Source organism: Aurantimonas manganoxydans SI85-9A1 (assembly GCF_000153465.1).
GTDB lineage: Bacteria > Pseudomonadota > Alphaproteobacteria > Rhizobiales > Rhizobiaceae > Aurantimonas > Aurantimonas manganoxydans.
Genome location: NZ_CH672387.1, coordinates 2532775 through 2555500 on the forward strand (window position 1 = coordinate 2532775; position 22726 = coordinate 2555500).

Consider the following 22726-nt stretch of genomic DNA (forward strand, 5'->3'; position numbering starts at 1 on the left):
GCCCGCCGCCTCCCCGACGCTCCCTCGCGGAAGTGACCATGCCCAGCACGTCCATCGACCATGCCTTCACCGCCGACAGCGCCCACGGCGCGGCGGGCGACCCGACCTATGCCGGCGCCCTCTCCTTCATGCGGCGGCGCCAGACCAAGGCGGTCGACGGCACCGACGTTACGGTCTGGGGCATTCCGTTCGACGCCTCGGTCTCCAACCGCCCGGGCACGCGCTTCGGCCCGCAGGCGCTGCGCCGCGCCTCGGCGATCTTCGACAACGATCCGCAGTTTCCCTTCAATCAGGACCTCTTCGAGACCCTGAGCGTGGTCGATTACGGTGACTGCCTGCTCGACTACCGGCTGCCGGAGACGGCCCACGAGACCATCCGCGCGGAGGCGGCGGCCCTGATCGCCCGGACCGGCTTCCTGATGACGCTGGGCGGCGACCATTCGATCACCTTCCCGCTGCTGCAGGCGCATGTGGCGCGGCACGGCAGGCTGTCGCTGGTCCAGTTCGACGCCCATCAGGACACCTGGCCCGTCGCCACCGGCGGTGACGGCCAGTTCCGCGTCGATCACGGCTCCTTCGTCAAGGCGGCCGTGGATGCGGGCCTGGTCGATCCGGCGACCTCGATCCAGATCGGCATCCGCACCCACGCGCCGGAGGATTGCGGTCTGGCGATCGTCGACGGCGAGGCGGTGGAGGAGATGACCAGCGCGGCCATCGCCGAGGCGATCCTGTCGCGCACAAATGGCACACCGACCTATCTCAGCTTCGACATCGACTGCCTCGACGTCGCGTTCGCGCCGGGCACCGGCACGCCGGTCGCCGGCGGCCCGTCGAGCGCCAAGATGCTGGCGGTGCTGCGCCTGCTCGGCGATCTCCGGCTGGTCGGCGCGGACGTGGTCGAAGTCTCGCCGCCTTATGACCATAGCGACATGACGGCGATCGCCGGCGCAACGGTTGCCATGTATGTGCTCGGCCTGCTGGCGCAGAAGCAGGCGGGATGATGCGGCCCGGCGCGCTGACAAAGTGATTCAACACGCTGCCATCCTGATTCAGGACACGCGCCTAACCCGTTGAAACGACGCTCCGTAAGCAACTGATACGAATCTTGAGTAGCCGGACGCCGGCTTTTCGATCACCACGGCATCGCGCCTTTGCGGCGGCGATTCACCCGACCCAGACGAGCCCCATGACCCAGAACATCCCCTTCATCGACCTCGCCACCCAGCGTGACCGGATCCGCGACAAGGTGGATCACCGCATCGCGACCGTGCTGGACCATGGCGCCTTCGTCATGGGCCCGGAGATCCGCGAGCTGGAAGCTGCGCTCGGCGCATTCGGCCAGATGCCCTACACCCTGTCCTGCGCCTCGGGCACCGACGCGCTGGCACTGCCGCTGATGGCGTGGGGTATCAAGCCCGGCGACGTGGTGTTCTGTCCGAGCTTCACCTTCGCCTCGACCGCGGAAGTCGTCGCCTGGCTCGGCGCGACGCCGTATTTCGTCGATGTCGATGCCGACACCTTCAACATGGACCCAGCGCATCTGGAAGCCGCGATCGCCGAGGTTGCAAGCAAGGACAGGCTGACGCCGCGGGCGATCATCGCCGTCGACCTGTTCGGCCAGCCGGCGGACTATCCGGCGCTGCGCCGCGTCGCCGACGCGCACGGGCTGAAGCTCATCTCCGACGCCGCACAGGGTTATGGCGGAACCATCGACGGCGAACTGTCCAGCAAATGGTCGCATGTCGTGTCGACCAGCTTCTTTCCGGCCAAGCCGCTGGGCTGCTACGGCGATGGCGGCGCGGTCCAGACCGACGACGTCGAGCTCAACGAGATCATGGCGTCGCTGCGCGTCCACGGCCAGAATGCCGAGGACAAGTACGACAACATCCGCATCGGCATGAATGGCCGCATGGACACGCTGCAGGCCGCCATCCTGATGGAAAAGCTGGCGATCTTCCCGGACGAGATCGTTGCACGCGGCCGCATCGCCGCACGCTATTCGGAGATGCTCGCCGGGATCGTGACGCCGCAGAAGCTCCTGCGCGACGCCGTCTCGACCTGGGCGCAATATACGATCCGCCTGCCGGAGGGCACCGACCGCAACGCCTTCGCGGCCAGCCTGCGCGAGGCCGGCGTGCCGACGGCGATCTATTATCCCAAGCCCCTGCACCGGCAGACCGCCTATCGCCACTTCCCGGTGACGGGCGGCGAACTGCCGGTCTCCGACGCCCTGTCCCGCGACGTCATCAGCCTGCCGATGCACGCCTATCTGGACGAGGCGACGCAGGACCGCATCGTGGCGGCCGTGAGAGCAGCACTGCAGGCCTGACATCGGTCGCGGCGCGACACCCCGGTCTGGACGTCGCGCCAGATTTCGATAAACCCCGGCGATGACAGGGGCGCCGCGCGAGGTCGCTGCGGGCCCAAACCCATGCGAGGAGATGGCGATGGCCGACAAGATCAGGATAGGTGTGCTCGGAGCCAGCGGCTATACCGGCGCGGATCTCGTCCGTCTCGCCGCCCGTCACCCGAACATGGAGATCGCCGTCCTCACGGCGAACAGCCACGCCGGCAAGCCGATGCGGCAGGTCTTCCGCCACCTGTCCCATATCGACCTGCCGGATCTGGTGACCATCGAGGAAGCGCCCTGGAGCGACGTCGACGCGGTGTTCTGCGGCCTGCCGCACGGCACGACGCAGGCGATCACCAAGGAGATCTTCGAGACCTATCCGCAGACCAAGATCATCGACATGTCGGCCGATTTTCGCTTGCGGGACCCGGCCGCCTACAAGGAATGGTACGGGCTCGACCATGTCGCGACCGAGTTGCAGGGGGAGGCCGTCTACGGCCTGACCGAGCTCAACCGCGAGGCCATCCGCGACGCGCGGCTGATCGCCTGCCCCGGCTGCTATCCGACGGCCGCGCTGCTGTCGCTGGTACCGCTGACCAGTGCATCGCTGATCGATGCCACCGACATCGTCATCGACGCCAAGTCCGCGTGTCGGCGCAGGGCGCGGGCTGAAGGAGAACACCTGTTCTGCGAGCCGGCGAAGGCCTGTCGCCCTATGCGGTCGGCAAGCACCGGCATTCGGCCGAAATCGAGCAGGAAATCGGCAAGGCCGCCGGAATCGACGATCTGAGGGTCAACTTCACCCCGCATCTCATTCCGATGAGCCGCGGCGAACTCTGCACCAGCTATGTACGGCTCGCCGCCGGCAAGACCGCGGCCGATCTGCGCCAGCACCTGATCGAGACCTATCAGGGCGACCCGTTCATCACCATTCCGGACGAAGACGTCCTGCCCCAGACCCAGATGGTCCGCGGTTCGAACTATGTGGTGATCAACGTCGTGCCCGACCGCATCCCCGGCCGCGCCATCGTCATCTCGACGCTCGACAATCTGGTGAAGGGATCGGCTGGCCAGGCCATCCAGAACTTCAACGTCGCCTATGGCCTCGAGGAAACCACCGGCATCGCCCAGCTGCCGCTGTTCCCCTAAGCTGAGGCAAGCGACCGCGCGGCGTCAGGCGGCGGCGCGGTCGATGCTCTCGATCGCCGCTTCCAGGGCGGCGAAGCAGCGCGCGTCGATCGCCGTTCCCACATCGGCCCGCATAATCGCCAGCGCCTTCGAAACCGGCATCGCGGCGCGATACGGCCGCTCGGCGGTGAGCGCGTCGAAGATGTCGGCCGTGGTGATGATGCGCGTGTCGAAGCAGATGTCATCACCCGCCAGTCCGTTCGGATAGCCGCGACCATCCAGCCGCTCGTGATGGGCGCCGGCAATCCGCGCCAAGTCGGCAAAGATGCTGATGCGCGACAGGATCGCCTCGCTGAAGCCGGGATGGCCCTTGATCACTGCCCATTCGTCGGCGTCCAGCTTGCCCGGCTTGTCGAGGATCTGGTTGGAGACGCTGAGCTTGCCGATGTCGTGCAGCAGCGCGACGCGCTTCAGGAAGCGGCGGTGCTCGTCGCTCAGGCCCAGCTTCTCGGCGATCAGGTCGGTGAACAGCGCCACGCGTTCGCTGTGACCACCCGTATAGGGGCTCTTGGAATCGACGACCTGCGCGAAAGCCTCGGCGAGGCAGTCGAGGAACTCCTCGTCGGCGAGCTCGGCATTGTTGTGGGGGGCAAGGCCGATCACCGTTGCGGCAAGGTCCGGTGCACTGAGCGTCGTCCAGACCGCAGGGTCGGCGGCCACCGTCGTGAAGGCGTCGATCAGGGCCGGGTCGAACCAGCTGCCGCTGCGCGCCGTCACTTCGCGGAGGGCGAAGTCGGCGTCCGCGCTGGAGTGGAAGACGTCGACCACCTGGGCCAGCAGCGCGATGCGGCCGAACAGGGCGATCGCCTCCCCCTTCAGCGCCTGGGGCTGTCCCTTGCCGTTCCAGTGTTCGTCGAGATCGAGAATGCCGGCGGCCACGGTCTCGGGAAAGCGCATCTGGCGGACGATGTCGGCGCCGCGATGGCAGCGCGTCTCGATCAGCTCGCGGGAGATCGTGTCGCCCTTGGCCAGCGCCACCACCATGGCGCGGAAGCGTTCGGCGAGACTGGCCTTCAGCCCGGTGTGCTTGAGGACGAAATGCAGAACGTGCGGAAGGCTGTCGCTGACGGTCTTGATATCGCGCTTGAAGGCGATATCGTCGGTCAGGAAGAGCTGGCAGATGCGCGCCGCGTTCGAGCTGCAGCCGATGTCCTTGAGAAGCAGCGTGTAGTAAAGGTCGGCCATTTCCGGTTCGGACAGGCCGATGGCCCGGCCGACATTCATGCCGATCCAGCAGCAGCGCAGGCCGTGACCGTCGGGCTGGCCTTCGGTAAGGTCCAGCGCGTAGCTGAGGGCGCTGACGAGCTCGGCCTTGGACACCGCCTGCCGTCGTTCCTCCCTGGTGTTCACACTCATCGCGCGCCCCGGCCCTTGGTCCCGTTGGCGGGGATCATCGCAGCCCCAGGTTAACGGACCGACGAAGGCGGCGCGCGACGAAACGGCTCAGGCGACCGGCGCCGGCTCGGGATATTCGCCCTTCAGCGCGCGGGCATGGGTGACCGCCAGCCCCAGGACGATGACGCCGCCGGCCTGATGGGCCAGCGCCCAGTCGATGGGCACGGCCAGAAGCAGGGTCGTGATGCCGATCAGCGCCTGCACGAAAACGGCGGCGAAGAGCAGGATGGCGCGCTTCGTATGGACGCTGCCCGCCGCCTGCAGCAGGGACGCGACCGCGTGGATCGCGACCACCGCGAACAGCACATAGGCGCCGATCCGGTGCATGAACTGCACCGTCATGACGTTCTCGAAGAAGTTCCGCCAGGCCGGGTCCATGACGAACAGGCCGCCGGGGATCAGGGCGCCGTCCATCAGCGGCCATGTGTTGAAGGTCAGGCCGGCATTCAGGCCGGCGACCAGGCCGCCCATGTAGATTTGCGCGAGCGCCAGCAGCGCGATCAGCGCCGCAACGCTCGCCGAGCCGCGCGACGGCGGCATGTCGAAGCGTTTCGGCGCCAGCCCCCGCGCCACCCAGATGATCGCGGCGAAGATCACGCAGGCGATCGTCAGATGCGTCGCCAGCCGGTACTGGCTGACATCGGTGCGCTCGGTGAGGCCCGAGGCGACCATCCACCAGCCGACGGCGCCCTGCAGGCCGCCAAGGGCGAGAATGCCGACGAGACGGGGTTTCAGGAACGGCTCGATGCGGCCGGTCAGCCAGAAGAAGGCCAGCGGGATCGCGAAGACGAAGCCGATCGCGCGGGCCAGGAAGCGATGCGCCCACTCCCACCAGAAAATCGTCTTGAACTCGTCGAGGCTCATGCCGAGGTTGAGCTGCTGGTATTGCGGAATGTGCTTGTAGAGCTCGAATTCCTCGTCCCATTCGGCCGCCGAAAGCGGCGGGACGATGCCGTGGATCGGCTTCCATTCGGTGATCGACAGGCCGGACTCGGTCAGCCGGGTGGCGCCGCCGACGAGCACCAGCGCGAAGATCAACAGCGCGGTGACATAGAGCCACCAGCGGATCGCGGCGCGGTCGCGCAGACGGGGAGACCGGGCCACGGGGCCGGCGGCGGAATGGGAGATCGTCGTCATGTCGCGTGCCATGTGCACCGAAAGCGGCAGGCGATCAAGCGCAGGAAAGTCGCAGGGGCGAGGCTGGCATTGGCGGCCCGGCCGGCCTAGAGGTCGGGCACGGCGACGGCGATGCGGGACGACACCCTGCCTTCGGCGCAAAGGCGCGAACAGGAGAGGCGGATCATGCCGGTCAGAACCAGAAAGCTCATCGGCGCGGTCGTGCTGATCGTCCTCGTCATCGTCTATGCCGTCGTCGCGACGGCGATGGCGACGCTCTATCTGCCCACCGCCAGCGGCTGGGTGCATCTGGCGTATTTCTTCTTCACCGGAATTCTCTGGGTGGTGCCGGCGATGTTCATCATCGCCTGGATGGAGCGGGTGCCGCGCAAGGACCGGGCGGGCGGCAACGAGACGCGCCGCTGAACTTTCGGCTCAGTCCGGCTGATCCGGGGCGCGACGCCCCGCCCGCCGCGTGGCCGCGCACTGCATGAAGATCAGATCGTCGACGCCCAGCGACCTGAGTTCACCGGCGACGGTCGCGTAGCCGTCCGGCGTTGCCGCCTGTCCGGCCACCACGATCGCGGTTTCCTCGTCGAGGAGTGACGGCAGGCTATCCATGCGCCGCGCATCGAGCGCGACGATGGTGCAGTCATAGGCCTCGGCGCAGGCGGCCAGCACCAGCGTGACGTCGGGCGAATCCGGCTGCGGCGCGGCGCCCGTCGCCAGCACCACATGGCAAGCGCCTCGACTGTCGCGATGGATGATCTCGCCGAGCGGCGCCAGATTCTCGGCAAATTCGTGCAGGCCGGGACTGCCCGGCGCAATTCCCGTCTCCGCGGCGATCCGCTCCTCGCCGGTAAGATCGATCAGGATGCAGGACATGCCGGCGCGTGCGATGGCGCGGCCGAGCTCGACACCGCCGAGCCCTCCCTCCCCGCCATCGGCCGACAGCATCACCAGGCGGCCGATGGCGCTGCGATGCAGGGCCATGACGAGTTCGCGGCTGGTGACCACCTCGTCGCCATGGCGCGGCGCGGCGGGAGCGTCGGCAGGGATATCGTGCGGCATGAGCGCAGCCCTCGCTGTGCGTGATGGGACCGTCCGGTTCGCGAACCGCGCCGACGGGCGGCCGAGGCCGCGGGCGACGAAATCGCCGAGCGAGGCGCCGAGGGCGTGAATGCCGGGCCCCATCATCGCCGGGCCCTCGCACCGGGGCAACGGCAGCCGGGCCGCATCGCGGCCGGCATGCCGCGGCGCGGCGAAAGAAGGATTGTCTGGAAACAGGGCGACATGCGCACTCCGGTGCCTGAGCTTCGCCTGCAGCCTGCCATCGACCGGTAACTGTGCCGTTAAGCGACAGTTCGGCAGCGCTCGCCAATTCCCGCTCCCGGCGCCCCGGCATTTTACGGTCGATTAACCCTAACCGTCTATCAACGGGTCATGACGGTGCGATGCCAATTCGGCCGAAGTGCCACGGGAACCTTGACCATGAAGCCGAGACTGGCCTTCATCCTCGCGATCGTGATCAGCGCCCTCGCCGGCTGCGCGTCCTACAAGCCGGTGTCGCCGGCGTTCCACGCGGCGCTCAACCAGTCCTATCGCCTGGACAGTGGCGACGTCCTGCGTGTCACCGTCTTCGAACAGGCCGGGCTCACCAATGCCTATCCGGTGGACAAGGCCGGCTATGTCTCCTTCCCGCTGGTCGGCTCGGTCCCGGCCCGCGGCCGTACCACCACCCAGCTCGAAGCCGAGATCGCCAATCGCCTGCGCGACGGCTATCTCAACGATCCCGACGTCACCGTGCAGGTCGAGACCTACCGGCCCTTCTTCATCATGGGCGAAGTCGCGACCGGCGGGCAGTACGCCTATTTCCCCGGGATGACGGTCCAGAAAGCGATCGCGGTCGCCGGCGGCTTCAGCCCCCGGGCCGAACAGGGCACCGTCGACATAACCCGCCAGGTCGGCAAGCGAATCCTGACCGGCCGGGTGCTGGTCTCCGATCCGATCCTGCCCGGCGACACGGTCTATGTCCGGGAGCGCTGGTTCTGACACGACCCGACTGCGCCGCTGCGGGACGACCCCGCACCGGTCCGGTGAGGCGAATGACGGTCGTCGTTCGCGGGTCACACATGCGAAACCGAGGCATCGGTTTCAGCGCGAGAAGCGGGATCAGGTATTGCGTCCCCGCCCCTTGCCGCATTTCCAGGCAGGGCTCAAGCATATCTTAGCCCTTTGCCTCCATTCTGCGCGGTCGAGAGATCAGACGCGGCCCGCAAAGGTGGGCGCGTCGGCCACCGACCTTGCGGTCGCGGCCCGAACTGCTGGCGGAATGGGAGTCGACCAGACATGGCGAAGATCGAATCCAGCCTGCCTTTGAACGACGTGACGGTCGTCAGCTTCCCCGAGCCCGACGCGCCGGTCGAGCTGAACGCCTTCGCGGCGCGGGCGGCGGCCCAGTACAAGGACGATTTCATCACCCCGCGGATGCTGTCGGGCATCTGGCGCGGTGTCGAGTTCGTGCTGCTGACGCTGCTCGGGCTGGCTCTCTTCGTCGGCTATGTCGGCGTTTCGACGCATCTGTGGGAATCCTACGTCGTCCTGTCGCTGGTCGGCGCGGCGCTCGGCGTCCTCGCGATCAATCTGGCCGACGGCTACGAGATCTCGGTTCTGAAGGGTCGGGCCGCCCAGCTCTGGCGGATCGCCATCGCCTGGGGCCTGACGCTCTGCTTCCTCACGGTGGGCCTGTTCTTCCTGTTCAACGACGCGGCCTATTCGCGGTTCTGGATGGGCAGCTGGTTCGTCGGCGGCGTCGTGTTCCTGTCGATCGGCCGCCTGGCGCTGCGCGCCAAGATCCGCCGCTGGCTGCGCAACGGCCGCATGGAGCGCCGCGCGATCATCGTCGGCGGTGGTCGCGGCGCGGAAAGCCTGATCCGCAGCCTCGAGGGCCAGCCCGACAGCGACATCCGCATCTGCGGCATCTTCGACGACCGCGACGACCGGCGTTCGCCGCCCATCGTCGCCGGCTACCCCAAGCTCGGCAATATCAGCGAGCTGGTGGAATTCGCCCGGCGCACCCGCATCGACATGCTCATCGTCACCCTGCCGCTGTCGGCCGAGCAGCGCGTCCTGTCCCTTCTGAAGCGCTTGTGGGTGCTGCCGCTGGACATCCGGCTGTCGGCGCATTCGGCCGAGCTGCGGTTTCGCCCGCGCACCTATTCCTTCGTCGGCGACGTGCCGCTGATCGACGTCTTCGACCGGCCTCTGGCGGACTGGGACTGGATCGCCAAGCGGGTCTTCGACCTGGTCTTCGCCAGCCTCGCCATCGTCCTTCTGTCGCCGGTCTTCCTTTTGACCGCCCTCGCCGTGAAGCTGGACTCCAAGGGTCCGGTGATCTTCCGCCAGAAGCGGCACGGCTTCAACAATCACATCGTCGACGTGTTCAAGTTCCGCTCGCTCTATGCCGAGATGTCGGATCCGCTGGCCCGGCAGATCGTGACGAAGGGCGACAAACGCGTCACCCGCGTCGGCCGCTTCATCCGCAAGACCTCGCTCGACGAGTTGCCGCAGCTCTTCAACGTGTTGCGCGGCGACCTGTCGCTGGTCGGCCCACGCCCCCATGCCGTCCACGCCATTTCCAGCGGCAACGAGGCGTTCGTGGCCATCGTCGACGGCTATTTCGGTCGTCACAAGGTCAAGCCGGGCGTCACCGGCTGGGCGCAGATCAAGGGCTGGCGCGGCGAGATCGACCAGCCCGACAAGCTGCAGAAGCGCTTCGAGCACGATCTCTACTACATCGAGAACTGGTCGCTGCTGCTCGACCTCTATATCCTCGCCATGACGCCGATCAGCCTGTTGCGGACGAAATCGGCCTACTGACGCCCGGACGGCCGCGGCACGATCCCCGGCCGATCGAGCAGGTCGCGATCGCCGAGCGCGATGAAATGGGGATTGCCGAAGACGTCCTCGTCCGGCGCGTGGGTGCGGCCATAGGCCAGGGGTGTCCCGTCCATGGTGATGGTCAGGCCGCCGGCCGCGCGGAGCACTGCGTCGCCGGCCGCCGTATCCCACTGCATCGTCCGGCCGAAGCGCGGATACAGGTCGGCCTCGGCTTCGGCCAGAAGGCAGAATTTCAGCGAGGAACCGACCGACTTGCGCTCGGCCACGTCGAGGCGGCCGATATAGTCGCGGGTCGGATCGTCGAGATGGTTGCGGCTTGCAACGACATCGAGGGTGGCGCCCGCCCTGCGGCAGGCCAGCGGCGTCGCGGTGCCGTCGCGCTCGACCATGGCCGGCGTTCCGGCCCCGCCATGATAGATCGTCCCGGTCTCGGGAATGCCGACACACCCGAAGACCGGAGCCCCGTCCTCGATCACCGCGACATTGACGGTGTAGTCGGGCGTGCCGGCGATATAGCTTTTGGTACCGTCCAGCGGATCGACCAGCAGGAAGCGCCGGCCGACGGTCGGGATGTCGCCGTCCGAGAAGGCTTCTTCGGCAACAATCGGCAGGGTGCAGCCGCCGCCCTGGATGACCGCGACGATGGCCCGTTCGGCGGCCTTGTCGGCGTCGGTTACCGGAGACCGGTCGGATTTGTAGTCGACGCCGCTGCCGGTCTGGGCGCGGATCGCCGCCATGCCGGCGCGGACCGCCTCGATCATCAGCGCCGTGTCGATCCTGTCGTCGCTCATCGCGTTTCGTCCCTTCCGTGCTTGGCGCCCCGACCGGGCTAATCCGGTTCGGCCGCCCGCCGCAAGGCCCCGAAGTTCGGCCTGCGGTCACCTTTGGCTAACCGTTCGGGCGGATAGGCTCATTTGGCGCGACTTTCCTGAGGGAAAAGTAACCCCCGCGGGCGATGATGCCGGCTTGCGAACCAATTCGGGGACACAAGATCACCGTGCCGTTTCGACCCGCCAGTCCGAAGAAGAGCCCGCGCAAGTCCTTCGGTCGCGACACGTCCGGCGCGACCGCGGTGGAATTCGCCATGGTCGCCGCCCCGCTCTTCATGCTGATCTTCGCCATCGTCGAGACCTTCGTCATCTCGGCCGCCGGCATCCTGCTCGACACCGCCGTCGACGACGTCGCCCGGCAGGTCTTCACCGGTCAGATCCAGCAGTCCGACATCAAGCCATCGGTGTTCCGCGAGAAGATCTGCGACAAGGTCGATTTCCTCTTGAGCTGCGACAAGGTGAAACTCGACCTGCGCACCATCCCGGCCTTCGCCGATATCCCCACCGACGTGCCGATGAAGCTGAAGCAGGTGGACGACAGCCAGTTCTGTTTCGACCCCGGCGCAGCCAATTCGATCACCGTGCTGCGCGCCTATTACGAATGGCCGTGGACGGCATCCTTCCTGCACAAGCTGGCCGCCGAAACCGACGGCAACAGCGTCATGTTCTCCATCGCCGCCTTCATGAACGAGCCCTTCGGGGATCGTCTGAACAGCAATTCCAACTGCGCCTGAGGGATCGATGACCGCCAAATTCTTCGGCCCGCTCCGCCGCGCACGCGCCGCCCTCGCTGCCTTCGGTGGCGATCGCGGCGGCGTCGCCGCGCTGGAATTCGCCATCATCCTGCCCGGCCTGCTGCTGATCTATCTCGGCGGCTTCGAAGCCTCGAAGGCGCTGGAGGCGAGCCGGAAGGTGGAATCGACGGCGGAAACGGTCGGCAATCTCATAGCGCGCAACCGCACGATGACCGAGACGGGCCTCGAGAACATCTACAACATCTCCTCGGCGATCATGGTCCCCTTCTCCACCGACGGGCTGAAGATCGTCGTCACCACGGTGAGCGTCGACGACAAGGGCAAGGGCACAGTCGACTGGTCGCAGGCCAATACCGGCCCGGCGCTCGACAAGGGCGACCGCTACGACGTCCCCTCCGAGCTGGTCTTCGGCACCGAGACCTATCTCGTCGTGGTCAGCGTCAGCTACCCCTACAAGCCGGTCATGGATTATGGCGGGTTCTTCTCGGGCACCACCATGGCCAAGGAATACACCTTCCGGCCGCGCATCAGCAAAAGCATCGTCTGGGAAGGCTGAGCCGGCTCCTCCCGGTCAGCGGCGGGTGCGGTTCTCGCGCCACCAGATCGTCAGCCCACTGGCGATCAGGATCGCCGCGCCGGCCAGGAAGTTCCAGCTGAGCGGATCGCCGAGCAGCGTCACGCTGTAGATGCTGGCGAAGAAGACCTGCGCGTAGAGGAACGGCGAAAGCGCCGAGGCCGAGGCGTAGGCAAAGCCCTGCACGATGCAGAAATGACCCAGCGCCCCCAGCGTCCCGATCGTCACCATCATGGCGAAGACCGGCCAGGTCGGCGTTTCCCAGACGAAAGGCACGGCGATGGTCAAAAGCACCGCGCCGACCGCCGTCGTGTTGAACAGGGTGGCGGCGTTCTCCTGCGGGCCCGACAGGGCGCGGGTCATCAGAAAATAGCCCGACAGGATCACCGCCGACAGAAGCGGCAACAGGAGATACGGGCTGGTGTCGGCAAAGCCCGGCCGCACGATCAGGAGCACGCCGACGAAGCCGGCGAGAACGGCCGCGATGCGCGGCACGCCGATCCGCTCGCCGAGAAAGATCACCGACAGCACCGTGACGAGCACCGGTGCGAAGAACTGCACCGCCGTCGCGTCGGCCAGCGGCACATGCGCGAAGGACACGTACATCAGCGTCGTCGCGCACAGCAGCGCCGCACCGCGCGCGAGCTGCAGTCCCGGGCGCTTGCTGTGCAGGAAGGACGTGCCACGCGTCCGGGCGAGCCACGCCGTCATCAGGATCGCGTGGAAGAAATACCGGGCCCAGACGATCTCGAGCACCGGCAGTTCGCCGGTGAGATACTTGCCGAACGTATCCATGGTGGCGAGCAGCAGCCCGGACAGGATCGTCAGCAGGATGCCGGCCAGAACGCCGCTCGGCCGGGTCATCGAAGGCTGTGCGATAAGTGATGCATACGATCACTTCTGCCTTGCCGGCGGCGCGAAAGCGAGCCCGCGGGCATCAGGCCCACCGGTTTGTCCCCCGGCCGATCCGTCCCGCCATGTCCCGAAGCCTTGCCGGCGACGGGACTGGCGGGCGGGGCCGAGGAAGCAAGGACGGCGATCAGATCGATCCGGCTTCGACCATGTAGTTGTTGGCGCTGCACATGGCGGCGTCGTCGGAGGCCAGGAACAGCACCACCCGCGCCACATAGACCGGCTCGATCAGGTCTGGCAGGCACTGGCGCGCCTTGTGCTTGTCGAGCGCTTCCGGATTGGCCCAGAGCTGCTTCTGGCGCTCGGTCATGATCCAGCCCGGCACGACGGTGTTGACGCGAATCCGGTGAGGGCCGAGATCGCGGGCAAACGAGCGGGTCATGCCGTGCACCGCCGACTTGGCGGTGGTGTAGGCGGGCATGTTGCCGGCCGCCTCCCACCATGAGTTCGACCCCATGTTGATGATCGAGCCCTTGCCGGCCGCGATCATGCCCGGAGCGGCTGCCTGGATGGCGAAGAACATGTGGCGCAGATTGGTGGCGATCCGCTCGTCGAAATAGTCCGGCGTCACGTCTTCCCAGCCGTGGCGATCGTCGCGGGCGGCATTGTTGACGAGCACGGTGGCCGGTCCGTTGGCCTCGGCCAGGGCCGCGAAGGCGCGCTTCAGATCGTCGATGTCGCGCAGGTCGCAGGCCTCGAAGCGTACCTGCCGCCCGGCGCCCGTTAGTTCCCCGGCCAGCGCCGTACCGGCGTCGCGGTCGAGATCGACGAAACCGACGCGGGCGCCCTGTTCGGCGAACGCCCGGACCGTGTCGGCGCCGATGCCCGACGCGCCGCCGGTGACGATGACGCTGGCGTTTTCGAGACTGGGATAGCTGGCAAAGCGCATGGATCGTCCCCTCTAAATCCTGTTGTAGCTCGATAGTGAACTGTTGCGGGGGCTGGTAGCATGCCGGCCATGACCGGGCGAGCCCGCCGGCCCCGCGCATCTATTGCAGCGCCAGCCCCCCGCCCCGATTGCGCAGAGCAGCCAGTTTCAGCCGTGCAACCCTTGTATCCACAAGTATTGACCGCAGCAGGCGTGGTCACGGATCGCGGCGGTCACCACGATCCAAAGCGTAGCCATCCCTTCATGTTGCAGTGCTCACTCGACTTTCGGACTATTGCGCGATCGCAAGCCTTGCTTAGGTTTAGGCAGACTCATCGTATGAGATAACGAGGTCATTCGGGCCAAAGCATCGCCCGCTGCACAGGCTCGCTACTTCATGTGGAACTCGCAATACGAATACGGTCTGGACGACGTCGCCAGTATCGTCGAGCGGATCGCGCAGGACATCGAAGCCGGCGTGCTGCGTCCCGGCGACCGGCTGCCGCCCCAGCGCGAGCTGGCGAACGGGCTTGGCGTCAAGCTGTCCACGATCAGTCGCGCCTATCGCGAGGCGGCGCAGCGGCGCCTGATCGGCGGCGAGATCGGTCGCGGCACCTATGTCCTGGCATCCAGCTCTGATTCGCGGCTCTTCGCTCCCGACGTGTCTGCCGAGCGACTTGTGGACCTGTCCACCAACGTGCCCGTCGCCATGCCGGACGACACGGCGCTGGCCTTGCTGATCGACCGCTTCAGTCCCGCCGAGCGGACGCAGATGACCGGCTATCCCGGCTGTGCACTCGTCCATCGTGCCGCGGAGGCGGTCGGCGACTGGATGGTCTGGCGCGGCATGACCCGCAGACCGGCGACGGTCGTGCCCTGCGCCGGCGCCCATGCGGCGCTGCAGGCGCTGCTGGTCCATGCGACCCGCGAGGGCGACGCGATCCTTGTGGAATCTCTGACTTTCCCGGGCCTGAAGGCGCTGGCGCGGCAGTTGCGGCTGCGCCTGATCCCGGTGGAACTGGACGGCGAAGGCGTCACGCCGGAGGGCCTCGACGCCGCCGCGCGCAGTTCCACAGCCAGGCTGGCCGTGCTGATGCCCAACCTCCAGAACCCGACCGGCGCGGTCATGGGCGACGACCGGCGCCGGGCGATCGCCGGGATCGCCGAACGCCGCGACCTGACGATCATCGAGGACGATGCCTACGGGTCGCTGTCCGGCCGGCCGCCGCTGGCGGAGGATCTGGGTCCGCGCGGCATCGTGGTCTCCAGCCTGTCGATGACGGTCATGCCGGGACTGCGCTTCGGCTTCGTCGCCGGCGACCATCCGATGCTGGCCGCCCTCAAGCGCAACCTGCATCTCACCTCCTGGATGATGACGCCGCTCTCCCTCTTGGCCGGATCGGCCTGGATCGAGGACGGCACAGCCGCCGCGCGCACCGCCTGGCAGGCCGACGCGGTCCGCGAGCGCTGGCGTCAGATGGGGCAGCATCTGGGCCCATCCGACGCGGTGGCCGCACCCCATGTCTGGCTCGGGGTCGACGGCGATGCCGAGGAGGCCGCGACGCGGCTGCGCCAGTGCGGCGTCGCCGTGGTGCCGGCTGAAACCTTCGCCTCGGGACGCACCTTCCATTCGCGCGTGCGCGCCTCGCTGACGGCGGCCCCCACGCGTGCCGACCTCGACACGGCGCTGGCGATTCTCGCAGATTTCGGCGCGCGCCCCGCCGCGCTGCCCCGGGCCGGCGGTTCCACCCCCGCAAGATAGACGCCGCCTGCCCGATTGGGCGGCAGTCGCGGCGGCAGATTGCACAAACGCGCGTCAATCGACGGTCGCGGCCTGCGAGACCCTTGATTTTCCCGCCTGTCGCTTTCTCTTACTCAGAAGACAGGTCTGGAGGGTGCAGGTGACGGCGTTCGACGAAATGCTTCTCGATGACGACAATGTCCGGGAACCCTATGCGCGCTTCAACGAGTGGTTCCGGCAGCAGAACATCGAGGAACTGGCCGCCAAGACCAACGAGGCCGAGGATTTCTTCCGGCGCACGGGCATCACCTTCAACGTCTATGGCGAGGCCGAGGCGGCCGAGCGGCTGATCCCGTTCGATCTCGTGCCGCGGATTATGGCCAAGGCCGAATGGGAGCTTCTCGCCGAGGGCATCGAGCAGCGGGTCCAGGCCCTCAACGCGTTTCTCTACGACATTTACCACGACCAGGAGATCGTGAAGGCGGGCAAGGTGCCCGAGCGCCTGATCGTCGGCAACGAGGCCTATCTGCCGCAGATGGAAGGCTTCCGGCCGCCCGGCGGGGTCTACACCCACATCATCGGCACCGACATCGTGCGGTGCGGCGAGAACGAGTTCTACGTCCTCGAAGACAATGCCCGCACACCGTCCGGCGTCTCGTACATGATCGAGAACCGGGAAACGATGATGCAGATGTTTCCCGAGCTGTTCGCGCAGAATCGCGTGCGGCCGGTCGAGACCTACCCGCATCACCTGCGCCGCTCGCTCGCCGCGGTCGCGCCGCCCGCCTGCGACGGTCCGCCGACCATCGCGGTGCTCACGCCCGGCATCCACAATTCCGCCTTCTACGAGCACGCCTTCCTCGCCGACCAGATGGGTGTCGAGCTGATCGAGGGCGCCGACGCCAAGGTGATCGACGGCCGCATCCAGATGCGGACCACCGAGGGCTACAGGCCGATCGACGTCCTCTATCGCCGGGTCGACGACGAATATCTCGATCCCGAGGCGTTCAAGCCCGATTCCATGCTCGGCATTCCCGGGATCATGGAGGTCTACAAGAACGGCGGGATCACCATCGCCAACGCCCCCGGCACGGGCATCGCCGACGACAAGGCGATCTATTCCTACATGCCGGAAATCGTCGAGTTCTATACCGGCAAGCCGGCCCTTCTGCAGAACGTGCCGACTTGGCGCTGCGCCGAGGAAGACAGCCTCGCCTACGTCCTCGACAATCTGAAGGACCTCGTCGTCAAGGAAGTGCACGGCTCGGGCGGTTACGGCATGCTGGTCGGACCGGCGGCATCGACGGCCGAACGCGAGGCCTTCGCGGAGAAGCTGCGGGCCAGGCCGCGCAACTACATCGCCCAGCCGACGCTGGCGCTGTCGACCGTGCCGATCCTGTCGGACCAGGGTCTCGCCCCGCGCCATGTCGATCTTCGCCCCTTCGTCCTCGTCTCCGACAAGGTCCGGATCATACCCGGCGGACTGACGCGCGTGGCTCTCAAGGAGGGCTCGCTCGTGGTCAATTCCAGCCAGGGCGGCGGCACCAAGGACACCTGGGTACTGAGGGACTGAAGCGAAGCACATGGCACTACTCGGACGCACCGCCAACGGCCTGTTCTGGATGTCCCGCTATATCGAGCGGGCCGAGAACATGGCCCGCCTCGTCGACGCCGGACAGCGGCTGTCGATGACCAACCTCTCCTCGGACGAACCCGACGAATGGCAGTCGGTACTGGTCTCGGCCGGTGTCGAGGCCGCCTATCTGGCCAAATACACCGAATACGACACCGCCTCGATCATCGACTTCCTGCTGCGCGACCGGGACAATCCGTCGAGCGTGCGCTCGTCGATCGACACGGCACGGATGAACGGGCGGATGGTGCGGACCGCCCTCACCCGCGACCTGTGGGAAACGATCAACGAGAGCTGGCTGATCATCAAGAGCCGGCTCGACAAGCCGCTGAACCCGGTCGAACTGACAGCCATCCTGGAACTGGTCAAACGCCAGACGGCGCTGATCCGGGGCGTCTTCCACGGCACGATGCTGCGCAACGAGATCTTCGACTTCTGCAATCTCGGCGCCTTCATCGAGCGGGCCGACAACACGGCCCGCATCCTCGACGTGAAATACTGGGTGCTTCTGCCCGAGCATTCCTCCGTCGGCTCGTCGCTCGACAATTTCCAGTGGGCATCGATCCTGCGCTCGGTCTCGGCGCATCGCGCCTATGCCTGGGAATATGACGGCGAATACCGCGCGATGGACATCATCGACTTCCTGATGCTGAACCGCAGGCTGCCGCGCTCGCTGGCCTATTGCTACCTCTGCATCGAGGAAAGCCTGAAATATCTGAACCGGAACTACGAGACGCAGCACAAATGCTCCCGCACGGCCAGCGATCTCACACGCAGGCTGTCGAATGCGTCGGTGAAGGAGATCATCGACGGCGGCATGCACGAGTTCCTCGAGAACTTCATCATCGAGAACAACCGGGTGGCCAGGGAAATCGCCGAGAGCTACCGCTTCTACGCCTGATAGTGGCAACTCGGCTTCGCTGTCCGACGAACCGTACCCCTCACGGTCGAAAATTATTGCGGAAGGCGCGCGGCCTGCACAAAGATGCAGCCGCGCGCGGGCAGCTGATTCGCCCTGCGCCCCAGAGGGATGTCAGCCAAGATGACCTATTGCGTGGGGCTCCTCGTCGATCGTGGCCTCGTCTTCATGTCGGATACCCGCACCAATGCGGGCATCGACAACATTTCCGTCGTCTCGAAGATGAAGACCTGGGAGGTGCCGGGCGAGCGCTTCCTGTGCCTGCTCAGCGCCGGCAATCTCGCCACCACCCAGTCGACGGTGTCGCTTCTGGAAGAGCGTCTGCTTGCCCCGGCAGAGCGCCAGCCGGCGATCCTGACGCAGCCGTCGATGTTCCAGACCGCCAAGCTCGTCGGCGAGACGATCAAGGAGGTCATCTCCTACACGACGCCGGCCGGCCAGTCGGCCGATGCGCTGTTCTCGGGCACCTTCATCCTCGGCGGCCAGATCAAGGGCGGGCGTCCACGCCTGTTCCTGATCTATCCGGAAGGCAATTTCATCGAGGCCGGGCCCGACAATCCGTTCTTCCAGATCGGCGAGCACAAATACGGCCGGCCGATCATCATCCGCACCTATGATCCGCAGATGAGCCTGGAAGACTGCGCCAAGCTGTTGCTGGTCTCCTTTGATTCGACCATCCGCTCGAACCTGTCGGTCGGGGCGCCGATCGACATGCAGTTCTACGAGACCGACACGATGGTGGCCGGCTACAAGCGCCGCTTCGAATTGTCGGACGAGTATTACCAGCAGATATCGGGCGGCTGGTCCGATGCGCTCAAGGATGCCTTCGATTGTCTGCCGCCCTTCCAGCGTTAGGGTGATACAAAACAAGACACGTGCCGCGCATCGGCATTAATCTTGCGGAAAAGATTGTTCGCAATACTGACGGAACACAGGAAACTGTTTCGGCATGACGCGAACACTCACCCACCAGCCCTTGACGAGACGCGGATTCTGGAAGCTGGCAGGCATCACGCTGTGCGGGGTCCTGTCGTGCATGGCGGTGGCGCTTGCCTACAACGCGGCGCTGTTCCGCAATGCCGATCCCGAGGCCTTCCGGCTGGCGATGATCTGCGCCGTGGTCGTCCCCACCATTCTCGGAGGGCCGCTCTTCGTCTTCCTGTCGCTGAAGCTGCGCGAGCTGCGCATCCTGAACCGCCAGCTCGCGATCGTCGCCGCCCATGACGGCCTGACGACGCTGCTCAACCGGCGGGCCTTCACCGAGCGTGTCGAGGCGCGGCTGGAATCCATGGCCACGGATGGCCTGGCCGGCGCGCTGTTCCTCATCGACGCGGATTTCTTCAAGGCGATCAACGACCGATACGGCCACGCCACCGGCGACCGGGCGCTCAAGGCGATCGCCCTGCGGCTGCAGGATTCGGTCCGCAAGGGCGACGTCATCGGTCGTCTGGGCGGCGAGGAATTCGGCGTGCTGCTCGTTGACGTGGCCCCTGGCGAAGGAGATCGCCGAACGGATGCGCGAGGCCGTGGCGACGATGGAATTGTCGTCGCCGGAGGGCAAGCCGGTGCCGGTATCGGTCAGTATCGGCGGCGTCATCTTCGACCGGCCGGTCGGCTACAGCTATCTCTACCAAGAGGCGGACAACCGGCTCTACGAGGCCAAGGCCCGCGGACGGAACCGCGTGGTCGTGCGCAACACGGCCCCCGTCGCCGCCGAGCCGGATCGGGTCAGCGCCTGAGGCCGGCGCTGGCCTGCCTCAGCGTTCGCGGCGCAGACCCTTGGCGTCAAGCTCGGCCAGATAGGCCTGCCAGCGCGTGTCCTTCTCGCGGAACAGCTCCGCAAGGTAGCTCCAGCTGAAGATGCCGGTATCGTGACCGTCGTCGAAGCCGATGCGCACGGCATAATTTCCGACCGGCGCCACAGAGGCGATGGCCACGTCGATCTTGCCGCCGACGGTCTTGCGCTGGTCCGGCGAATGGCCCTGAACCTCCGCAGACGGCGACATCACCCGCAGCATTTCGGCCGACAGATCCTGGCGAGCGCCGCCGGCCTGGACGAGCATCAGCGTGCGCCGGTCGGGCGTGACGCGAATTTCCTGTGGCGGCGCGACGGTGTCGGTCATGGCAGTTTCGCCTCCCGGGCGTGTTTCAATTTGTCTGGCAATGGTTTGTTCGATGCGTTGCGCTTGACCCGCACGCACCGCGCTTCCACATTCGCGGGCATGGACATCCACATCACCCTCGCCTGCGAGGCCGCAATCTCATGAGTCTCGTCCCCGACATCAAGACCGCGGTCTCCGAAGGCCGGTTGCGAACCGACGCGTTTCCGGAGATGATCGACCCGTTCGGCCGGGCAGTAACCTATCTGCGCGTGTCGGTCACGGACCGCTGCGATTTTCGCTGTGTCTACTGCATGGCCGAGGACATGACGTTCCTGCCCAAGCGCGACCTGCTGACGCTGGAAGAGCTCGACCGGCTGTCCAGCGCCTTCATCGCCAAGGGCGTGCGCAAGTTGCGTTTGACCGGCGGCGAGCCGCTGGTGCGCAAGAACATCATGCATCTGGTGCGCTCGCTGTCGCGGCATCTGGAATCGGGCGCGCTCGAAGAGTTGACCCTGACCACCAACGGCTCGCAGCTCGCCCGCTTCGCCGACGAACTGGCCGATTGCGGCGTGAAGCGCCTCAACGTCTCGCTGGACACGCTCGATCCCGACAAGTTCAAGCAGATCACCCGCTGGGGCGAACTCGACCGGGTGATGGGCGGCATTCGCGCCGCGCAGGCCGCCGGCATAAAGATCAAGCTCAATGCGGTCGCCCTGAAGGGCTTCAACGAGGACGAGATCCCCGGCATGATCGAGTGGGCCCATGGCCAGGGCATCGACTTCACGCTGATCGAGACGATGCCGCTGGGCGAGATCGACGAGGACCGCACCGACCAGTATCTGCCGCTCAGCCAGGTCCGCCGCGATCTGTCGCAGCGCTGGACGCTGAACGACATCCCCTACAAGACCGGCGGTCCGGCGCGTTACGTGGAAGTGGCCGAGACCGGCGGCCGGCTGGGTTTCATCACGCCGATGACCCACAATTTCTGCGAAAGCTGCAACCGCGTCCGCGTCACCTGCACCGGCACCCTCTTCATGTGCCTCGGCCAGGAAGATGCCGCGGATCTCCGGGCGCCGCTACGCGCCTCGGAGGGCGACGAATTGCTGTCGAACGCCATCGACGAGGCGATCGGCCGCAAGCCGAAGGGGCATGACTTCATCATCGACCGCGACACGAGCAAGCCCTCGGTGTCGCGGCACATGAGCATGACCGGAGGATAATGATGCGCCTTGAAGGATTGTCCGTCGCCGCGCTGGCCCTGGCGGCGGCGCTGACCTCTGTCGCGCCGGCCAACGCCGACGACGTCACCTATCGCAACGAACGTTTCGGCACGACGGCGAGCTTTCCCGCCGAAGCCTTTCCGAACCAGCTGCCGGCGCCCACCAATGGCGACGGTCTCGGCTGGAGTTCGCCGGAGGGCGCGGAAATCTTCATCTATGCCCGGCCGCGCGCACCCGGCGAAACGCCGCAGGCGGTGGTCGGGCAGCGCGCAGATACGGACGAGGTTACCTATGACCGGTCCGGCAAGCGCTGGGCCGTCGTCTCGGGCTATCGCGACGGCCGGATCTTCTACGAGCGCTACATCTTCCGCGGCGATCTCGTGCATTCGGTCTCGATCCGCTACCCGGAATCGGAGCGCGCGACCTATGACAAGCTGGTCGGCCCGATCACCATGACGCTGGACGGTCCCGCGGGCAACTGAGCTGAAAAGGGAGGCGCCCGTCGCCGGGCGCCCGCAATCAGGCCCGTTCGCTTTCGCGATAGGCGTCCTTGACGGTCTCGACCACGGCCTGCGGCGCCTGCTGCGTGGCCTCGCCGACCGGCTCGTCTTCGGTCAGCAGCGTCTTCTGCGTCGCGGACGTCCCCAGATCGTCGATCATGCTCTGCGTGCGCATGGCCTCGAGATTGGCCATCGCGGCTTCGCGCAACTGGTCGATCGCCGCGGCAGTCCGCGGCGCGACGACCAGCGCCCGTGTCGCAGCCGCACCGGTCACCGGCGCGCTGTCGCGGCTCGCCGTGCCCGAAGCCGCTGCATTGCTGGACGATGCGCCCGCGCCGGATGACGAGGACGACGTGCCGGCGGTCCCGGCATTCGCCGACGCCGACTGGGTCTCGTTCGACGAGGTGCCGTTGGCGGGCGGTGCCGAAGCGCCCGAACCGCTGTTCGCTTCAGCCGGCGGCGGCGTCTGCTCGCTTGGCTGTGGCTGGCTGCTGGGCGGCGACGACTGCCGACTGCCGGGTGAGACGATGTCGATCAATGCCATAGGTTACGCTCCTGGATACAAAGAGCCGGAGCCTTAGGCCTGAAGGACTTTCCACGGTTTTGCCGGAATCGTTAAAGTTGCAATCACAACGACGTGACGGCGTGTTGCTGGCGGGGATGACGCTTTTCGTGTCGCGCCGTCGCCGCCAAAGCGCTAAGGCTGCCTGACACTTCTCCAGC

Annotated in this window: 23 protein-coding genes and 2 pseudogenes; 17 read left to right on the forward strand and 8 right to left on the reverse strand. The window is 66.5% G+C overall.

Annotated elements, in window-relative coordinates; genetic code table 11:
- The first annotated feature begins 38 nt into the window (after window positions 1-38).
- The 3 genes and pseudogenes from speB to argC all read left to right on the forward strand — a co-directional run bounded on the left by speB (window position 39) and on the right by argC (window position 3499).
- Complete coding sequence (gene speB / locus SI859A1_RS11965) at window positions 39-1001, forward strand: agmatinase (RefSeq protein WP_009210017.1); 963 nt, start codon at window positions 39-41, stop codon at window positions 999-1001.
- 185 nt (window positions 1002-1186) lie between these two features.
- The gene (locus SI859A1_RS11970; protein WP_009210018.1) at window positions 1187-2329 is read left to right on the forward strand and encodes a DegT/DnrJ/EryC1/StrS family aminotransferase; all 1143 of its coding nucleotides are present in this window, start codon (window positions 1187-1189) and stop codon (window positions 2327-2329) included.
- A 118-nt stretch (window positions 2330-2447) separates the two neighbouring features.
- A pseudogene (gene argC / locus SI859A1_RS11975) lies at window positions 2448-3499 on the forward strand (N-acetyl-gamma-glutamyl-phosphate reductase).
- Between the two features lie 24 nt (window positions 3500-3523).
- On the opposite strand, the gene SI859A1_RS11980 reads toward argC, so the two are convergent.
- Together SI859A1_RS11980 and SI859A1_RS11985 are read right to left on the reverse strand one after the other, a co-directional pair.
- On the reverse strand, window positions 3524-4894 hold the full coding sequence (locus SI859A1_RS11980; protein ID WP_009210021.1) for an HD-GYP domain-containing protein: 1371 nt from the start codon (window positions 4892-4894) through the stop codon (window positions 3524-3526).
- An 87-nt stretch (window positions 4895-4981) separates the two neighbouring features.
- A complete protein-coding gene (locus SI859A1_RS11985; RefSeq protein ID WP_420804753.1) occupies window positions 4982-6082 on the reverse strand; it encodes a COX15/CtaA family protein in 1101 nt (366 codons plus the stop codon).
- 153 nt (window positions 6083-6235) lie between these two features.
- On the opposite strand from SI859A1_RS11985, the gene SI859A1_RS11990 reads away from it, so the two are divergent.
- Window positions 6236-6475, forward strand: coding sequence for a DUF2842 domain-containing protein (locus SI859A1_RS11990; protein ID WP_040325747.1), 240 nt, complete (start codon window positions 6236-6238; stop codon window positions 6473-6475).
- A 9-nt stretch (window positions 6476-6484) separates the two neighbouring features.
- Here SI859A1_RS11990 and SI859A1_RS11995 read toward each other — a convergent pair whose 3' ends face one another.
- Complete coding sequence (locus tag SI859A1_RS11995; protein WP_148233825.1) at window positions 6485-7120, reverse strand: P-loop NTPase family protein; 636 nt, start codon at window positions 7118-7120, stop codon at window positions 6485-6487.
- Window positions 7121-7540: 420 nt separating this feature from the next.
- On the opposite strand from SI859A1_RS11995, the gene SI859A1_RS12000 reads away from it, so the two are divergent.
- Together SI859A1_RS12000 and SI859A1_RS12005 are read left to right on the forward strand one after the other, a co-directional pair.
- The gene (locus tag SI859A1_RS12000) at window positions 7541-8101 is read left to right on the forward strand and encodes a polysaccharide biosynthesis/export family protein (protein WP_009210024.1); all 561 of its coding nucleotides are present in this window, start codon (window positions 7541-7543) and stop codon (window positions 8099-8101) included.
- A gap of 297 nt (window positions 8102-8398) precedes the next feature.
- Entirely contained in the window at window positions 8399-9928 is a 1530-nt protein-coding gene (locus SI859A1_RS12005) for an undecaprenyl-phosphate glucose phosphotransferase (protein WP_009210025.1), read from the forward strand.
- Here the strand turns inward: SI859A1_RS12005 and SI859A1_RS12010 are convergent.
- Window positions 9922-10740 carry a 3'(2'),5'-bisphosphate nucleotidase CysQ family protein gene (locus SI859A1_RS12010; RefSeq protein WP_009210026.1) on the reverse strand — a complete coding sequence of 273 codons (819 nt, stop codon included), beginning with the start codon at window positions 10738-10740 and terminating at the stop codon, window positions 9922-9924. The two genes, SI859A1_RS12005 and SI859A1_RS12010, sit on opposite strands and share 7 nt — an antisense overlap.
- A gap of 206 nt (window positions 10741-10946) precedes the next feature.
- Between SI859A1_RS12010 and SI859A1_RS12015 the strand changes: the two genes are divergently transcribed.
- Together SI859A1_RS12015 and SI859A1_RS20375 are read left to right on the forward strand one after the other, a co-directional pair.
- A complete protein-coding gene (locus tag SI859A1_RS12015) occupies window positions 10947-11513 on the forward strand; it encodes a TadE/TadG family type IV pilus assembly protein (protein ID WP_161600128.1) in 567 nt (188 codons plus the stop codon).
- A gap of 7 nt (window positions 11514-11520) precedes the next feature.
- A complete protein-coding gene (locus SI859A1_RS20375) occupies window positions 11521-12090 on the forward strand; it encodes a TadE/TadG family type IV pilus assembly protein (protein WP_009210028.1) in 570 nt (189 codons plus the stop codon).
- Between the two features lie 15 nt (window positions 12091-12105).
- Here SI859A1_RS20375 and SI859A1_RS12025 read toward each other — a convergent pair whose 3' ends face one another.
- Entirely contained in the window at window positions 12106-12972 is an 867-nt protein-coding gene (locus SI859A1_RS12025) for a DMT family transporter (protein ID WP_040325748.1), read from the reverse strand.
- A gap of 175 nt (window positions 12973-13147) precedes the next feature.
- A complete protein-coding gene (locus tag SI859A1_RS12030) occupies window positions 13148-13909 on the reverse strand; it encodes an SDR family NAD(P)-dependent oxidoreductase (protein ID WP_009210030.1) in 762 nt (253 codons plus the stop codon).
- A 376-nt stretch (window positions 13910-14285) separates the two neighbouring features.
- On the opposite strand from SI859A1_RS12030, the gene SI859A1_RS12035 reads away from it, so the two are divergent.
- The 6 genes and pseudogenes from SI859A1_RS12035 to SI859A1_RS22305 all read left to right on the forward strand — a co-directional run bounded on the left by SI859A1_RS12035 (window position 14286) and on the right by SI859A1_RS22305 (window position 19920).
- Complete coding sequence (locus SI859A1_RS12035; RefSeq protein ID WP_009210031.1) at window positions 14286-15650, forward strand: aminotransferase-like domain-containing protein; 1365 nt, start codon at window positions 14286-14288, stop codon at window positions 15648-15650.
- Between the two features lie 157 nt (window positions 15651-15807).
- A complete protein-coding gene (locus tag SI859A1_RS12040; RefSeq protein ID WP_009210032.1) occupies window positions 15808-17202 on the forward strand; it encodes a circularly permuted type 2 ATP-grasp protein in 1395 nt (464 codons plus the stop codon).
- A 10-nt stretch (window positions 17203-17212) separates the two neighbouring features.
- Window positions 17213-18163 (forward strand): alpha-E domain-containing protein, encoded by a 951-nt coding sequence (locus tag SI859A1_RS12045; RefSeq protein WP_009210033.1) that lies wholly within the window; start codon window positions 17213-17215, stop codon window positions 18161-18163.
- Window positions 18164-18304: 141 nt separating this feature from the next.
- Window positions 18305-19036 carry a proteasome-type protease gene (locus SI859A1_RS12050; RefSeq protein ID WP_009210034.1) on the forward strand — a complete coding sequence of 244 codons (732 nt, stop codon included), beginning with the start codon at window positions 18305-18307 and terminating at the stop codon, window positions 19034-19036.
- Between the two features lie 250 nt (window positions 19037-19286).
- Window positions 19287-19610 (forward strand): annotated as a pseudogene (locus SI859A1_RS22300) (GGDEF domain-containing protein); the annotation flags it as partial.
- Between the two features lie 106 nt (window positions 19611-19716).
- A complete protein-coding gene (locus SI859A1_RS22305; RefSeq protein WP_276324896.1) occupies window positions 19717-19920 on the forward strand; it encodes a nucleotidyl cyclase domain-containing protein in 204 nt (67 codons plus the stop codon).
- Between the two features lie 18 nt (window positions 19921-19938).
- On the opposite strand, the gene SI859A1_RS12060 is transcribed toward SI859A1_RS22305, so the two are convergent.
- Window positions 19939-20304, reverse strand: a complete 366-nt coding sequence (locus tag SI859A1_RS12060; RefSeq protein ID WP_009210036.1) for a gamma-butyrobetaine hydroxylase family protein — start codon at window positions 20302-20304, stop codon at window positions 19939-19941.
- Between the two features lie 209 nt (window positions 20305-20513).
- Between SI859A1_RS12060 and moaA the strand changes: the two genes are divergently transcribed.
- On the forward strand, window positions 20514-21503 hold the full coding sequence (gene moaA / locus SI859A1_RS12065; protein ID WP_024351327.1) for a GTP 3',8-cyclase MoaA: 990 nt from the start codon (window positions 20514-20516) through the stop codon (window positions 21501-21503).
- On the forward strand, window positions 21503-21985 hold the full coding sequence (locus SI859A1_RS12070; protein WP_009210038.1) for a hypothetical protein: 483 nt from the start codon (window positions 21503-21505) through the stop codon (window positions 21983-21985). The genes moaA and SI859A1_RS12070 overlap by 1 nt, the downstream gene beginning before the upstream one ends.
- Before the next feature lie 37 nt (window positions 21986-22022).
- Here SI859A1_RS12070 and SI859A1_RS21650 read toward each other — a convergent pair whose 3' ends face one another.
- On the reverse strand, window positions 22023-22196 hold the full coding sequence (locus SI859A1_RS21650) for a hypothetical protein (protein ID WP_154653368.1): 174 nt from the start codon (window positions 22194-22196) through the stop codon (window positions 22023-22025).
- On the opposite strand from SI859A1_RS21650, the gene SI859A1_RS12075 reads away from it, so the two are divergent.
- Window positions 22189-22584 (forward strand): hypothetical protein, encoded by a 396-nt coding sequence (locus tag SI859A1_RS12075; protein ID WP_040325749.1) that lies wholly within the window; start codon window positions 22189-22191, stop codon window positions 22582-22584. The two genes, SI859A1_RS21650 and SI859A1_RS12075, sit on opposite strands and share 8 nt — an antisense overlap.
- The last annotated feature ends 142 nt before the right edge of the window (window positions 22585-22726 follow it).